The 15589-nt window shown below is 38.2% G+C and carries 14 protein-coding genes; 9 read left to right on the top strand and 5 right to left on the bottom strand.

The features are described 5' to 3' along the window. The first annotated feature begins 7 nt into the window (after positions 1-7). On the top strand, positions 8-751 hold the full coding sequence (locus FTT88_RS07785) for an SDR family oxidoreductase (RefSeq protein ID WP_078193819.1): 744 nt from the start codon (positions 8-10) through the stop codon (positions 749-751). Positions 752-1046: 295 nt separating this feature from the next. Further along, positions 1047-2093, top strand: coding sequence for a fatty acid desaturase (locus FTT88_RS07790; RefSeq protein ID WP_180011456.1), 1047 nt, complete (start codon positions 1047-1049; stop codon positions 2091-2093). A 64-nt stretch (positions 2094-2157) separates the two neighbouring features. Here the strand turns inward: FTT88_RS07790 and FTT88_RS07795 are convergent, their stop codons facing one another. Beyond that, the gene (locus tag FTT88_RS07795; protein ID WP_180173856.1) at positions 2158-3522 is read right to left on the bottom strand and encodes an alpha/beta fold hydrolase; all 1365 of its coding nucleotides are present in this window, start codon (positions 3520-3522) and stop codon (positions 2158-2160) included. A gap of 227 nt (positions 3523-3749) precedes the next feature. Between FTT88_RS07795 and FTT88_RS07800 the strand changes: the two genes are divergently transcribed. Together FTT88_RS07800 and FTT88_RS07805 are read left to right on the top strand one after the other, a co-directional pair. Continuing rightward, the gene (locus tag FTT88_RS07800) at positions 3750-4466 is read left to right on the top strand and encodes an SGNH/GDSL hydrolase family protein (protein WP_180173857.1); all 717 of its coding nucleotides are present in this window, start codon (positions 3750-3752) and stop codon (positions 4464-4466) included. Between the two features lie 39 nt (positions 4467-4505). After that, positions 4506-5114 (top strand): uracil-DNA glycosylase family protein, encoded by a 609-nt coding sequence (locus FTT88_RS07805; RefSeq protein ID WP_180023624.1) that lies wholly within the window; start codon positions 4506-4508, stop codon positions 5112-5114. 107 nt (positions 5115-5221) lie between these two features. Here FTT88_RS07805 and FTT88_RS07810 read toward each other — a convergent pair whose 3' ends face one another. Next, positions 5222-5659: a hypothetical protein gene (locus FTT88_RS07810; protein ID WP_180173858.1), complete on the bottom strand. Its 438-nt coding sequence runs from the start codon at positions 5657-5659 to the stop codon at positions 5222-5224. 271 nt (positions 5660-5930) lie between these two features. Between FTT88_RS07810 and FTT88_RS07815 the strand changes: the two genes are divergently transcribed. Beyond that, a complete protein-coding gene (locus FTT88_RS07815) occupies positions 5931-6470 on the top strand; it encodes a class I SAM-dependent methyltransferase (RefSeq protein ID WP_306670298.1) in 540 nt (179 codons plus the stop codon). A 92-nt stretch (positions 6471-6562) separates the two neighbouring features. On the opposite strand, the gene FTT88_RS07820 is transcribed toward FTT88_RS07815, so the two are convergent. Continuing rightward, the gene (locus tag FTT88_RS07820) at positions 6563-8119 is read right to left on the bottom strand and encodes a phospholipase D family protein (protein ID WP_180173859.1); all 1557 of its coding nucleotides are present in this window, start codon (positions 8117-8119) and stop codon (positions 6563-6565) included. A gap of 125 nt (positions 8120-8244) precedes the next feature. Between FTT88_RS07820 and FTT88_RS07825 the strand changes: the two genes are divergently transcribed. The 3 genes from FTT88_RS07825 (at position 8245) to FTT88_RS07835 (ending at position 11876) form a co-directional block, all read left to right on the top strand. Continuing rightward, the gene (locus FTT88_RS07825) at positions 8245-9360 is read left to right on the top strand and encodes an S-(hydroxymethyl)glutathione dehydrogenase/class III alcohol dehydrogenase (protein ID WP_078193885.1); all 1116 of its coding nucleotides are present in this window, start codon (positions 8245-8247) and stop codon (positions 9358-9360) included. 291 nt (positions 9361-9651) lie between these two features. After that, positions 9652-10671 carry a flavin reductase family protein gene (locus FTT88_RS07830; protein ID WP_180173860.1) on the top strand — a complete coding sequence of 340 codons (1020 nt, stop codon included), beginning with the start codon at positions 9652-9654 and terminating at the stop codon, positions 10669-10671. Between the two features lie 35 nt (positions 10672-10706). After that, positions 10707-11876, top strand: a complete 1170-nt coding sequence (locus FTT88_RS07835) for an acyl-CoA desaturase (RefSeq protein WP_180173861.1) — start codon at positions 10707-10709, stop codon at positions 11874-11876. Between the two features lie 122 nt (positions 11877-11998). Here FTT88_RS07835 and FTT88_RS07840 read toward each other — a convergent pair whose 3' ends face one another. Beyond that, the gene (locus tag FTT88_RS07840; RefSeq protein ID WP_180173862.1) at positions 11999-13582 is read right to left on the bottom strand and encodes an ATP-binding cassette domain-containing protein; all 1584 of its coding nucleotides are present in this window, start codon (positions 13580-13582) and stop codon (positions 11999-12001) included. A 699-nt stretch (positions 13583-14281) separates the two neighbouring features. Here FTT88_RS07840 and FTT88_RS07845 point away from each other — a divergent pair. Beyond that, entirely contained in the window at positions 14282-15364 is a 1083-nt protein-coding gene (locus tag FTT88_RS07845) for a 3-deoxy-7-phosphoheptulonate synthase (protein ID WP_180088380.1), read from the top strand. A gap of 129 nt (positions 15365-15493) precedes the next feature. Here FTT88_RS07845 and FTT88_RS07850 read toward each other — a convergent pair. Next, positions 15494-15589 (bottom strand): transposase domain-containing protein (locus FTT88_RS07850; RefSeq protein WP_179992416.1); only part of this gene is annotated, 96 nt, incomplete at its 5' end.

A 15589-nucleotide genomic window follows, 5' to 3' on the forward strand; every position in this document is an offset into this window, starting at 1 on the left:
AATTATCATGGCTAAAACAATTTTAATTACAGGTGCAAGCTCAGGGATTGGTGCAGGAATGGCACGCGAGTTTGCACAAAAAGGCTACAACTTGGCCATTTGCGCACGTCGTTTAGAGCGTCTAGAAACGCTAAAAAATGAACTGGAAAGCCAATATGGCATCAAAGTGATTGCGAAAACCCTCGATGTCACAAATTACGATCAAGTGTTTGAAGTATTCCGTGCCTTTAAAGCAGATTTTGGCAGTATTGATCGTGTTATTGTCAACGCAGGTGTCGGTGAAGGTCGTCGTATTGGTAAAGGCAATTTTGAAATTAACCGTGCCACAGTTGAAACTAACTTTATCTCTGCATTAGCGCAATGTGAAGCTGCGGTTGAAATTTTCCGTAGCCAAAATGCAGGGCATTTGGTGGTGATTTCTTCGATGAGTGCTATGCGCGGCATGCCTAAACATTTAACGGCTTATGGTGCGAGTAAAGCAGGTGTTGCTGCTCTAGCTGAAGGTATTCGTGCAGAACTGATTGATACCCCAATTAAAGTGACGACTATTTTCCCTGGTTATATTCGTACGGAGATCAATGAAGGTGCGAAAAAACTGCCATTTGAAGTCGATGAAAAAACTGGTTCACATCTTTTAGCAAAAGCTATTGAGAAAGCACCGGTTAAAGCTTATGTACCACAATGGCCGTGGTTGCCTTTAGGTCTTGCGATGAAAGTATTGCCATTGAAGATCGTGAATAAATTGGGTTAAACCTTTATTCAATAATAAAGCTCCAATTTTGGGGCTTTTTTATTCTCAAGTGATATTCGTCATCCTCTGTAGGTTAAAAAAGGAATACATCAAACCTGTGATGAAAAGACAGTAAAAGCAGCCGATTTTGCAAAGAAAAAATGGAGTAAATACTCAGATTATTTATAAATAAGATATTGAAAATAAATAAAATGTTGAATATTTGAACAGACGATGATTTGTTCTCAAAATAGCGATTTCCTTTTTTTTAATTTGCTTTAATGTACAACTGTTCATTAATTTTTAGGTTTGTACTATGTCTATGTCTTCCGATATGACAGATCAACAGCGAATTAACAAAGTCAGAACTGTCGTAACGAAAGCTGGTGAAGACTTACGTCAGCAATATCCCATTTTAAAACATCAAAACTTTATAGGCGCAGCCATCCTTATTTTTGCGCTACTGGGAATGTTGGGTTCAGCTTGGGCGTTTGCTGTTGGCATTTTACCGGCATGGGCTTGTGTGATTTTGGTGGCGATGTTTGCTTCACTGACACATGAATTAGAACATGACCTGATTCATTATATGTATTTTAAAAAGACGCCGTGGGCTCACCATCTCATGTTGGCTTTGGTGTGGTTAGCACGTCCCAATACCATTAGTCCTTGGGCACGTCGTCGTTTGCATCTCAACCACCATAAATATTCAGGTTCAGAATACGATTTGGAAGAACGGGGCATTAGTAATGGCATGCCGTGGGGTTTACGTCGTATATTGGTCATTAGCGATCAATTGATGACGGTTTATTTGCGCCCATTTCAAATGTTCAAGATGATTAGGACATTCATTGAAAAACAGCCTGAAAAAGAACGTAAAACTGCATTCTTCTCTCAGCTGACTGGTTTTTTTCCTTTAAGTTTTGTTTATTACGGCATTTGGTATGTATTTGTCATTTATCATGTGGTGAATGGAATTGCTCCGATGTTAGGGCAAAGTATTAGTTGGTCAGTCAATTTAGTGAAATTAATTCCAACGATTAATTTTCTAGCTGTGGTTTGGATTATTCCGAACTTTATACGCTCTTTCTGCTTGCAATTTATCAGCTCAAATATGCATTATTATGGTGATATTGACCCACGCGATGTCATTAAACAAACTCAGGTGTTAAATCCGTGGTGGTTGTTCCCAATGCAATTATTTTGCTTTAACTTTGGTTCGACCCATGCCATCCACCATTTTGTGGTCAAAGAGCCGTTTTATATTCGTCATCTAACCGCAAAAACTGCACACCAAGTCATGCGTGAGGTTGGTGTACGTTTCAATGATTTTGGAACCTTTAAACGCATAAACCGCTGGAATTAAATCAGTACCATCTTCAAAAAAAGCCCTCAATTGAGGGCTTTTTTATGATCTAAACGTTTATAAACTACTTTTGCGCAAAAAAATGTTTGAGTGCATCTTGCAAGGCAACTTGCCATACCGCGTAGGAATGTCCGCCTATATACGATTTGTAATGCACATCATGACCTTTATTTTTTAAGTCGGCTGCAACAATAGGCGAAGTCTCTAAAATACTCAGTTCATTATTATTGCGTGAGCTTTCATAAATATTGGCAGTAATAAACCAATGCTGTTTAGGTTGTGAGGTTTTATCACGAATGATTTTACTCATGCCATTGGGGAGGTCTGTCGCCGCATTTTGCCACCAAAATGATCCAGATAACGGTACGACATGACTAATTTGATTTGGATTTTTTAAGGCTAAATAAGCTGAACTTAAACCACCAAGGCTTGACCCGAGCAAAACCGTTTTTTTCGAATCGACTTTTGCAGGTGCATTTTTTTGAATCCAAGGCATCAATTCAGCACTAAAAAATGCTGAAAATTTTATATTTGGTGTTAATTCTTTAGGTCGTTCCTGATCGTTCGGTGGAGAAACAAAAATGGCTTGAATTGATGGCAATTGACCTAGTTCAACTAAAATGTCTAATGCCTTTGGAACATTCAGTAATTCATTATATTGCTGACCATCAAAAAATATAGCGGTGATATAGCTCTGGTTTTTCTTGGCTTTAGATTGGTAAATTTGGATTTTACGTGAGTTATTCAAAATTTTGCTGTCTAGAACAAACTCTTGTAATTGGGGCTGTTTAACATTTGGATATTGTTTTGGATCAATAAAAGGCGGGGCATCTTTAAGCGCCACTAAATTTTCATTTCGCAAGCCTGATGTGTCATCACTTGCGAGATAAGTGTTTTTGTTGAAAGGATCAATGCGTTGTACTTGTATCACAGCACGACGCTGCGTTCTTGATTCTTTAAGTTTAGGATTCAGATGCGGACAATAATTTGACAGATAACCTTCTAAGTTCGGTAAGTCGACAGCAAAGCTATAACTGCCAATATAACGATGATCAATGATGGATTCTTTAAACCAAATATCGGTATTTGGTAGGCGTGTTAACCATTCATGGTCATTACTCGGGCCACCAATAAGGCGTACATTATGCTGCGCACCTTTCCATAAGAAAACTATGCGGCTATGTTGTTCATCATATTTTTCGATGATTGGTGTACCCATAAGCTCTACACGTTTCCAAAAATCTTCAATAATTTGAGCATGTTGTTTTGGATTTTGATTTAACTGATGTTGTAGGTTTAATAATATTTGGCTTTGCGCTTTGACATCTTCACATGCAGCAGCATAAGGGAAATGTTTTTTTTCTGTTGTATCGGTTAAAGCAGGTAAGTTTTGAGTTTGGGCAAAAGCAGAAGAAACAGCAAAGCTCATAGAACAAGCCAAAAAAAGTAGGGAAAGTTTTTTCATTGAAATAATAAAATAGGTAGAATGAAATCAGATAAATGATAATCATTATTAATATAAAAAACTAGCAATATGCCGCAGAATGGTGCTTTTAAAAAAAGAAAATGTAGAAAAATAACAATAGAGTCAATGCTTTGTTTTTTAAAATAATTAAAATAATGCAGTCGACAAGCTCTCAATCATTGCTAAATATTATGCTACTCAAAGTATCAACACTGCTGCTGTTACCTGCATTACTGATCCAAGGTTACCGTGTGAAAAAAAATACCCCACGTTTAGCAGAACCGGTGGGAGAGCGCTGTGGAATGATTGGTCAGGGTAATCGGCCATTATCGGTATTGATCCTTGGTGACTCAGCGGCAGCAGGTGTCGGCGTCGAGCATCAGTCGGATGCGCTATTGGGACAATTGCTTAAAATTTTATCGCCTGATTATCAAGTTCACTATTGCCTTGAAGCCACAACGGGGCATAACAGCCAGCAAATCATCAACGCTTTGGATAATGTCGCAAAGCAGAACTTTGATGTCGTGATCAGTTCTGTTGGTGTCAATGATGTCACAGCATTAAAACAACCAGACCAGTGGTTGAAGCTCCAGCAGCGCTTATATCAAGCTGTTGAGGAAAAGTTTCATCCAAAGCTATTGATCATTTCAGGTGTGCCACCAATGAATGAGTTTCCAGCTTTACCGTTTCCATTGTCATGGTTGTTTGGACAATATTCACAAAAGATGAATGCGCTGTTAAAAAATTATGTTAACACTCAAGCGAATATGCGGTTAATTGAATACGATTTACAAGAATGTCGTGAGAAAAACTTACAAATGGCCAAAGATGGCTTTCACCCGAGTAAAGAAATTTATCAGTTATGGGCTGAAAAAATAGCGAAACATATCACTGAACAATTTTCATAGACATTTTATGATTCAACCACTGGGCGAAGTTAAATTTATATGAGCAAAGACATTTCCGACGCGAATCCGCAAATCGAAACGCATCCTTTAGCACCATTTTTGCCATCAAATGGGAAACTATTGATGCTAGGGAGTTTTCCGCCACCCAAAACACGCTGGAAAATGGATTTTTATTATCCAAATTTCCAAAATGACATGTGGAAAATCTTTGGCCTATGTTTTTTTCAGGATAAAAATCATTTTCTCAATCTAGAGAGCAAGACTTTTAAAGAACAGCTCATTCGAGATTTTTTAAATGAAATAGGCATAGGCATTTTTGATACGGCCTATCAAGTGATTCGTTTGAAAGGCAATGCGTCAGACAAGTTTTTACAGATCCATCAGCAAACCGATATTGCGAAGCTTCTTACGCAGATGCCTAATTGCCATAGTATTATGACGACAGGAGACAAAGCGACTGATACTTTAATGCTGTCTATGCCAGAAAATACGGAAAAACCACACATTGGGCATGCTGTTCATACCGAATTTGCAGGCAGAGATTTGACTTTATACCGTATGCCATCATCATCTAGAGCTTATCCACTAGCACTGGAAAAAAAAGCCGAAGCCTATCAAAGCTTATTTAAAGATATAGGCTTACTTTAGGGAAGTTTACGTTATTGTGAGATACCTTGAAGTATATATCTCATTTAAACAGGCAAACATTCAATACTCAAAACGTAGCATCTCAATAATGGATAAATGCAAACTCCTTAGCCATCATATTCAACATAATCCCAAAGGTTTAAACGCGCTTTAATTTCTTTGCGAATATGAGGCAGCATAGGCAGTAAAGTACCATCGATCCATAGACTCAGAGTCTGAGACGAAACTTTTTTGTTTGCATCATCTACAATTTGCGCGCCTTTCACGATCACCAAAGTTTCTTCGCTAGCTGCAGTTTCAATGCCTTTAAATAAAAGCTGTAATTCATGACCTGTATCTTGGATTAACCATTCCAACTCAATTTGGATATTGTGATTAGATTTAAGCACAGCTTGGCCTTCAATCATTTCATTGTCAGATAAGCAGTCGTGCTCAACCCGAACTTTCGACAAAAACCATTCTTGATGACCAAGTTCAGGAAGTGTCGTAAAAGGCGTTAAAATATCACTTAAATTAAATTGGCGGCTTAAATCAAAAAATTGCATTAGAAAACTTTAGGGGGAGATAAAACAAAATAAGCGGTGGATGTTAAAGCATCATCAAGTGTGAGTAAAACCTTTGCTTTTATTGAGATATTTTATGTATAAATAGCATTCAATCTATCTAAATTAAGTCTAAGAAAAATGAATTGCGAAAATAATATACACATAAAAGATGTGCCCAGCCCTATAGATTTAAAAGATCCAATCGAAGCTAAACAATGGGCTGCTGACTGAAGTCAATCTTAAACGTCCGTGGCGTTATGACATCTTTCAAATGTATGTCGACTCTATTTTGGCTTTCAACCCGAATGCGCACGTGCTTGAACTCGGTTCAGGCCCAGGCTATTTGGCTGATTTTTTAATCAATCATTGTCCAAATATAGATTACACAGCATTTGATTTTTCCCAAGCTATGCATGACTTGGCAAAAGGAAAACTAAGTGCAGCGCAACGCTTAAAATGTAATTTTATAACAGGGGATTTCAAACAATCTAATTGGGAAGAACCTCTTCATTTCAATGAGAAAAGCACCTTTGATGTGATTATTATTCATCAGGCTTTGCATAAATTGAGGCATAAGGCGTATGCAGCAGAGTTTCATCGGACTGTAAAAACGTTGTTAAATACACAAGGCGTGTATTTTGTGTGTGATCATCTATATGCACCACATGCTCAGCAAAATCATGAGTTGTATATGTCAGTTGAGGAACATTTAGCAGCGCTTAAAGCAGCCAATTATGGCCAAGTGGAATGTCTTGGCGAAATCAATGGTTTGGTTATTTTCAAAAGCCAGCACTCATATAAACGAGACTGACCAAGAACATCTTCGACTTGATCGAACTTTTCAGATTATTTCAATAAATAGCCTCGATGAGGAAAATTTAATCATTTAGCAGTACATTGTCATTACATCATCCATTCAATCGGGAGATATGACACTGCTTTTATGCTAAATCTTTGGAATCGAGTTGTTTCGGGTTCATGGGTATAAGTTTTAATTGTTCCATTTTTTTGATGCTCTAACCAAATGATTTCGCCATTTTTATCTAGTTTTAATTCATATGCAATTTGCGGTAAATACTGGTTTAATGCGGCAGAAATATCGTTTTGTAATCGATCAGATTTAACGACTAGACCAACTTCCGAATTTAAATTTGCGGAACGTGGATCAAAGTTAAACGATCCAATAAACACCATACCGTCAATATCGAAAAATTTTGCATGCAAACTAGAGGCATTTTTACCTTTCGCAGGAATAATATTTCCGGTCATGACCTCATACCACGTTCGTTTTGAACGCTCTATATAAGGTTTAAATTCATATAATTTCACGCCATTTTCGAGTAAGTCTTTGCGATATTTCTGATAAAACGCATGAACGACAGCGACGTCATTGGCTAAAAATGAGTTGGTTAAGACGCGGACTTCTACATTTTTACGTGCAAGGCCAGCCAGGAAGTCAGTCCCTTGTTGCGTAGGAACAAAATAAGCTGAAACCAATTCCATGCGTTCTTTGGGCTGTCCCATCAAGGTCGAAAATTGGTTATAAATTAATTCTTGCTCTTTAGCTTCACCACGTATTTTATTTGGACTATCCGCAATAAAATGTGCTTCGGCCCAATTCACAGGTCTAAGTTTAAGCTGCGCCGCCAGTTGTTGCTGTGCATAGTTAATGCGCTGCTGATCTTTAGTCAACGTTGCTGAATTTTCTTGGTATTGTTGTCTTAATTGATTTAATTCTTCTTTTGTACCTGCACCAATCCATTGCTGGACAGAATAACTTAAATCATCATTCCAAAAGTTCAAAAACACCTGATTGGCTTGTTGAATGGCTTCCCCATAGAAAAGGATGTCCAAATCTGTAAATTGAAAACTTTCACTGGCATCAAAATATTCATTACTGATGTTACGACCACCAGTTACGCCCATAAAACCATCGGCAATAATTAATTTATTATGCATACGATGGTTAATGTGCTTTAAGCGAAATGCATAATCAATGGCACGTAATTTTCTGAATTTATATGGATTAAATAGTTTGATAGAAATGTTGGGATGGGCTGAAAGGGATTGTAAGGTCGGATCGAGTTTCGTCCCGTTTTGATCATCAATTAATAGCCTTACTTTTACCCCTCGGTCAGCGGCATGCAGTAACTCTTGAAACATCAGATGCCCAATAGCATCATTTTCCCAAATATAATATTGCAAATCGATGGTGTATTTTGCATTTCGAATCAAATGTAGGCGAGAAGCAATGCTTAAGAAGGCATCATCTAAGGCTAAATAAGCCGTTTGTTTTTGTTGTAATTTTTCTAAGTCTGTAGCTGATGTAATCCATTTGTCTGCATGCGATTGTATAGGGACATCTTTTTTTGACTGATTGCTAGGTAAGCTGCATCCAGTTAATAGGCTGATCGAAACAGTTAAACCGACAGTACAACTTATTTCACGTAATTGTATCATTCGAATAACATTAATCATTCCTTGAAAAATTCATCATAACATCATGTTTTAAGGTTGTATCTAGGCTTAAAAAGAGGTTACTGTAGCTCATCTGTTACTATAAGCCATACAGGATGTTTTTAGACATGAAATCACGTGCAGCCGTTGCTTTTGGACCGGGTCAGCCTTTAGAAATTGTTGAAATTGATGTGGCACCACCTAAAGCTGGTGAGGTTTTAGTCAAAATTAGCCATACAGGTGTGTGTCATACAGATGCATTTACATTGTCGGGTGATGATCCTGAAGGCGTATTTCCAGCAATTTTAGGGCATGAAGGTGCAGGTGTTGTGGTTGAAGTCGGTGAAGGTGTGACTTCAGTGCAACCGGGTGATCATGTTATTCCGCTTTATACCGCAGAATGTGGTGAATGTTTATTCTGTAAATCGGGTAAAACAAATCTTTGTGTATCTGTACGAGCGACACAAGGGAAAGGTTTAATGCCGGATGGCACAACACGTTTTTCTTATAATGGTCAGCCGATTTATCACTATATGGGCTGTTCAACATTCTCTGAATATACTGTGGTTGCAGAAGTGTCTTTGGCAAAAATTAACCCTGAAGCGAACCACGAACATGTATGTTTGTTGGGTTGCGGCGTAACAACAGGCCTTGGTGCAGTTAAAAATACCGCTAAAGTTCAGGAAGGTGACTCAGTTGCAGTCTTTGGTTTAGGTGGTATTGGTTTGGCTGTGGTACAAGGTGCTAAAAAAGCCAAAGCAGGTCGTATCATTGCCGTAGATACCAATCCTGACAAATTCAAACTGGCTGAAGAATTTGGCGCTACAGATTTTGTTAATCCAAAAGATTATGATCGTCCAGTTCAAGAAGTGATTGTAGAAATGACGGGTTGGGGCGTCGACCATTCATTTGAATGTATTGGCAATACCAATGTGATGCGCTCTGCTTTGGAATGTGCTCACCGTGGTTGGGGGCAATCTGTGATTATTGGTGTGGCAGGTGCAGGTCAAGAAATTTCAACCCGTCCATTCCAATTGGTTACAGGTCGTACTTGGAAAGGCACTGCTTTCGGTGGTGTTAAAGGTCGTTCACAATTACCGGGTATGGTAGAAGAAGCCATGTCAGGCGAGATCAAACTTGAACCATTCGTGACCCATACCATGGGGCTGGATAAAATCAATGAAGCCTTTGATTTAATGCATGAAGGTAAATCAATTCGCTCTGTTGTACATTTTGAAGATTAAACATTGATTTAAATATTATTGATTAAACGACTAATCATTTAAATATTAATACGTTTATTTTCACTGTTTTAAAAACTAGGCTTTGGCCTAGTTTTTTTATTTGTGTCGTTATAACAAATCAAAACTTCAAATTAGGATTTGCAAAAAGTGACAGATTGTTAGACATAAAATGATAAAAAATGCCAAATGATAGATTTTGTCCCGAATTCACATGGTGGGAAATTAGCACTAAACTTAAGGTAAGCATAATTTAAAAACAAATGTATATTAATGCATTATCCGAGGCAAAAAATGACAACTACAAGTTATAAGCCTGAGTGGATTCGGGAAGATTTTATTGATTTTATTGCAGAAAAATTTGATGCAATTTGGGCCTACAAACGTATAAAAGCACAATTGGTCAAATCACGTTGTGTGGGGATCGGGTTTTATGAACTGAGTTTTTTAGCGAATCACAACTTTAAAGCAGAAAATTATCGACCAGGCCAATGTGTTCTGGTGACAGTTGTCAAAGATGGTGTACGTCATCAACGTAGCTATAGCATCGTCGAAATCAATACATCAGGTCATGTGGTGATTGCCGTCAAACAACAAGGCAAAGTGTCCAACTGCCTGACGCAATTAAAAACAGGTGATGTTGTTGAATTATCGCAACCGCAAGGTGAGTTTGGCCTAAAGCTAAATTCGGATCGACCAATTTTACTGCTTGCTTCAGGTAGTGGCATTACCTCAATCATGACTTTGTTTAAACAAGCAATTCAGCTTGGACGTCCGGTTGACCTGATTTACTTCAATCGAGATGATGCTTACTTGGATGAATTGATTCAACTAGCGAAGCAATCTAACCGTGCGCATTTACATACGATTAATACGCTGAAAACCAAATTGCATATCTCACCAGAGGTGCTAAATCACATGGTCCCTGATTTTAAGCAGCGAGATTGCTATGCCTGTGGTGCAGCGCCAATGATGCAAAGCATTGAGCAACTGTATCGTGAGTTCAAGCTTTCAGAGTATTTAAATACTGAATACTTTCAAATGATTGCTGATGATTCAGTGCCTGCTCAACCTGTCACTTTTAGTTTAGCCCAACAAGATTTTTTAGCAGAAGGTAACTTACTTGAAAGTGCTGAAAAAGCCGGTTTAAAACCTGCGCATGGTTGTCGGATGGGTATTTGTAATACTTGTTCGTGTACGAAATTGCAGGGTTCAGTGAAAAACTTACTCACTGGCGCAATTGATCATGCGAATAACACACAAATCAAATTATGTGTCTCTCAGGCAATTTCACCTGTACGTATTCAACTCTAACCCAAGCCGCATAAAAACAAATCAGGGGCATCAACATGAATCAATCGATATATATTCGTCCGAATAGTAAGTCACGTTATTTATCTCCAGAACAAACTGCTGAATTTGGCGAAAAAGTTGAGCAAATTCGCCGTGAAATCATGCAGAGTGTAGGTGAAAAAGATGCAGCGTATATTTATAAAATTCGCAATTTTGTCCGTTATAGCGAGATTGCTTCTCGTGGCATGTTGATGTTTGCAGGTTGGATTCCCCCAGTTTGGTTAATGGGTACGGGTTTATTAGGTATTTCTAAAATCGTAGAGAACATGGAACTCGGTCATAATGTGATGCATGGTCAGTTTGATTGGTTAAATGACCCGAGTTTAAATGGTGCTAATTATGATTGGGATACCATTGCCACGGGCCAAGACTGGAAATATACCCATAACTATGTGCATCACACCTATACCAATATTGTCGGTATGGACCATGATGTCGGCTATGGCTTAATTCGTGTGAGTGAATCGCAAAAGTGGGAGCCACGTTTTCTTTTCAATATTCCACTGGCTGCCCAACTCATGGTTTTCTTTGAGTGGTATGTCGGCATTCAACGTTTACATTTAGAAGATGTTATTGCGTATAAAACCAAAACTTGGAAAGATGTATGGCATGAAGCAGCCGATGTACGTCAGAAAATTAAGCGCCAAGTGATTAAAGATTATGTGTTTTTCCCGCTTATTGCAGGTCCCAATGCGATTCCTGTATTTGCAGGAAATGCGGTAGCCAACGTGATTCGTAGTTTATGGGCTTCCGCTGTCATCTTTAATGGCCATTTTACAGAAGATGCGGAAAACTTTGAGATGGATAATACTGAAAATGAAACTCGAGCAGAGTGGTATCTCCGTCAAATTCGTGGCTCAAGTAATTTTAGTGGAACACAATGGTTGCATATACTCAGTGGTAATTTGAGTCACCAAATTGAACACCATTTATTCCCTGATATGCCTGCAAACCGCTATGCAGAAGCCGCACCTAAAATTAAAGCACTCTGTGAGGAATATGGTATTCACTATAATGAAGCCAGTTTCATCAAACAGTTTGCCAGCGTTTGGGTTCGCCTCGCGAAATGCTCAGTGCCGAATGACTGGCGTGCCGAGTTTAAGGAATGTTCATCTTCACTTCAGCAGCGCCTTAAACAAAAAATCATGAAGAAAATTGGGTGTTAAAATACAGTATTGTTTAGCAATATTGCCCTTAATGCTTCCAATGGATGATTTCTAAAGCATTAAATTCGCCAAAGTAGCGTTCATCTACTTTGGCTTTTTTAGATATATCTAGCGAGCGAGAGTTATTCAACTAATTGCACGCTATTCTGAATGCCACAAGATTCTACAAAATATGCATCATGTGAAACGAGGATCACTGCACCTGTATAATGCTGAATGGCTTGAGCCAATAACGCTCTAGATTCTATATCTAAGTGATTTTCAGGTTCATCTAACAATAAAAGCTCAATATTCGGTGTTAAATAATTTAAGCCCAACAAGGTCACTTTTAAACGCTCACCACCACTTAAACAGTGAAATGGCAGTTCCGCTTTTTGACCACGGATTCTAAGTTGACCGAGTTGATTACGCCATTCCGTTGACGAAACCTCAGGATTAAACTTTGCCAAATTGTCCAAAACACTCAGTTTAGGTGATAAATTACTCAAGTTTTGATCTAAATACAGGGTATGCACAGACAAAAACGTTTCATGGCTAGACTGTGATGTGGTCTGACTCAAATACTTTAGAAATGTAGATTTACCAATACCATTTTTTCCTTTTAAATGAATTTTTTCACCTGCCTGTAAGGCCAAGTCGAAAGGCTGGTGCTGAGATGTTTTGCGATGAAAATGTTTAACTCTTAAGATTTCTCCTGTTTTTTCAGCGTGATGTTGAAAAACGAATTGTTGCTCTTTGACATGCTCAAGTTGTTGCTGTGACTGAATCAGTTGAGATCTCTTTTCTTCCAATTGCTTCTGCTGTTGCGTTTGAACTGAAGCGAGGCTTTGACCGGCTTGTTCCTTTTTTAAATCGAGTAACACTTTGGCTTGGGTGCTTGACTTGCGTAGGACACGCCCTTGTTGTTCTCGTTTTTGCGCTTTCATCTGTGTTTCGTGTTGTTGTAATTTGAGTTGTTTTAACTCACGCTGCTGCTGTAAAGCATTACGCTGTAAGGCTTTATTTTGCAGATCATTTTGTTGAGCGTAGTCTTCATAGTTTCCAGTAACATGACTGAGTCCAAACTCATTTAAAGCATAGATATGCTCTACATGTTGCAGCAATCCTCGATCATGACTGACGACGAATGCACCCGCAGGATGGTTTTTTAAGCGATCAATGAGCCAGAAATGTGAGGATGCATCTAAATGGTTACTTGGCTCATCCAAAAGTAAATAATGGTCAGTTTTTAAAAATAATGCACACAAAGCCAATTTGGTTTTTTGACCTTCACTCAGCTGAGCGACTGGGAAATTTAAATCTGTTGGAAGTGAAGCCTGCTTAAGTTGTTGCTGCCATAGTGCAGGACGGTGCCATTGGTTTTCAGTCAGCTCAAAGTCTTCAAAACTGGCATTGCCTATTTCGATACGTTGAAATGCGTTATATAAATCTTCCACACCGAGTGCAGAAGCAATCGTGTCAGCTTCTAGTCGAGAAAATTGTGATAAATAAGCATGTGGTACATTCCATAAAATTTCACCTTCATAGGGGAGATCTTTCAGATTTTGCTCATGTAAGATTTTAAGGAGGCAGGACTTTCCTAAACCATTGCGACCAATACATGCCGAAAGCTGTTGTTGATTGAGGTTAAATTTCAGGTTTTTAAAAAGTGTTTTAGAAGGAAATTCCAAGCTTAGTTTGGAAATTGTACAAGCTGTTTGAGTCATAGATGCACCTTGCGATAGCAAAGATGCGCAATACAAATAACTAATTTTATTCTATAAAAAAGACAATATTTGAGAAAATGCAGTCGAAGTCATTAGCCATGTGTTTGCACATCAAAAAATGGATTTGATGATGAAAAAAACAGGGCTTACTTCATTGGCAAATACTCGAATTAAAAATAAATGGAAAAAATCTTAAGACAGCCTAATGTTGTGCAGTCTAATAAATGTTTATTTATTAATCAATACATCAAATTTTAAAAATAGGTCGCAATTATTTACAGCAGAGTTATTTAATACAACAAAATAGCAAAAAACTATTGTCAAACCGATGAATACAGCGTATTTTAATTTTCAGACAGATACTTTTTGATGAAATCAAGATGTTAAAGCAACCTTTAATCTCAAACGCATATTATTACTTCTGGCAGTTTAGATAATTGCCTGAACGCGTTCGGGCATGAAAAAGGTTGCCCACCAAGTTTATACCTGATCGGCAACCCTGATCAGGTTTTTTTATGTCTTGATTTTTATAATATTTTTGGAGAAATCTCATGTTTACTGTAAATAATTCATATTTTAGCAACGGTTATTGGTTTTACTTTAGTCAGTCTATGTCTAAAGCCTTGAAGTCCCAAAGTCCCATAACGCTCAGATAAAAGATCGGACTGTTAATGTATACAGTCCAAAGGAATAGAACCAATGAATGCGCTAAATACAGCTTTACAACAAACTCAAAATTCAGAAATTCAGAAATCTACACAGCCAAAAGAAACACTTTTGAGCTTGCCACATCAATTGAAACAACAATTACCTTTATCAGTTCATGCTGCAGAGCAAATTGCTGCACATCGTGCAACGATTCAAAATATTTTGACGGGTCAAGACCCGCGTCTAATGATTATTAGCGGCCCATGTTCAATCCATGATCCAATTGCTGCGTTGGAATATGCTGAAAAATTAAAACAATTACAGGCACAGGTTTCAGATCAAATTTTTCTTGTGATGCGCGCATACATTGAGAAACCACGTACTACAGTGGGCTGGAAAGGCTATATGTATGACCCAAGTTTAGATGGTTCATCTAATATGCAGTTGGGCTTAGAAAAATCACGTGAGCTGTACTTACAAATTATTGAAATGGGTTTGCCAATTGCCTCTGAAATTTTAAGCCCAATGGCGACGGGTTATTTTGATGACCTTTTGGCTTGGGGTGCAATCGGTGCGCGTACCAGCGAATCACAAATTCATCGTGAAATCTCGAGTCATATGCCATACAGTATTGGTTTCAAAAACGGAACAGATGGCTCAATCCAAATTGCTCTAGATGCCATTCAATCTGCGTCCCATCCACACCAGTTCTTAGGTATGAGTCAAGCCGGCTTACCGTGTATTTTAGAATCTGTTGGCAACCCACAAGCACATTTGATTTTACGTGGCTCCAATACAGGTCCAAATTATAGTTTGGCTGAAATAGACAAAATTCGTAGTAAAGTAAAAGGCGATTTACCGGCTTTAGTGATCGATTGTAGTCATGGTAATAGCCATAAAGACCCAATGAAGCAACCTGAAGTATTACGCACTATTGTAGCGGAGCGTGAGCATACCCAAGTGCGTGGCGTGATGTTGGAAAGTCATTTAGTGGATGGTAATCAAAAAATTAGTTGTGACATGACTTATGGTCAATCTATAACAGATGGATGCTTAGGTTGGGATAAGACCATTGCTTTGATTCAACAGGTTACGAATGAACTTCATGCATCACAAATTAAACGTAGTGCTTAACAATCCAGAGCATACTCAGTCTGAATTGATTTACCCCAAAGCCTTAGAACATTGATTGTTCTAAGGCTTTTATTTTGAAAAATCCTTTGTTGCTTACTGTAAGCGTCCGCTGAACCCCATGCCTATTTTTTAATTCGATTTAGGTTTCCAGCGGTGTGGTAGCAATTCTTCAATCTGAGTCACTTTATGTGTCGGCAACCTTTTCAGCACATCACTTAAATAGGC

Origin of the sequence: Acinetobacter sp. YH01024 (assembly GCF_013420195.1) — a bacterium.
GTDB classification, from domain to species: domain Bacteria; phylum Pseudomonadota; class Gammaproteobacteria; order Pseudomonadales; family Moraxellaceae; genus Acinetobacter; species Acinetobacter amyesii.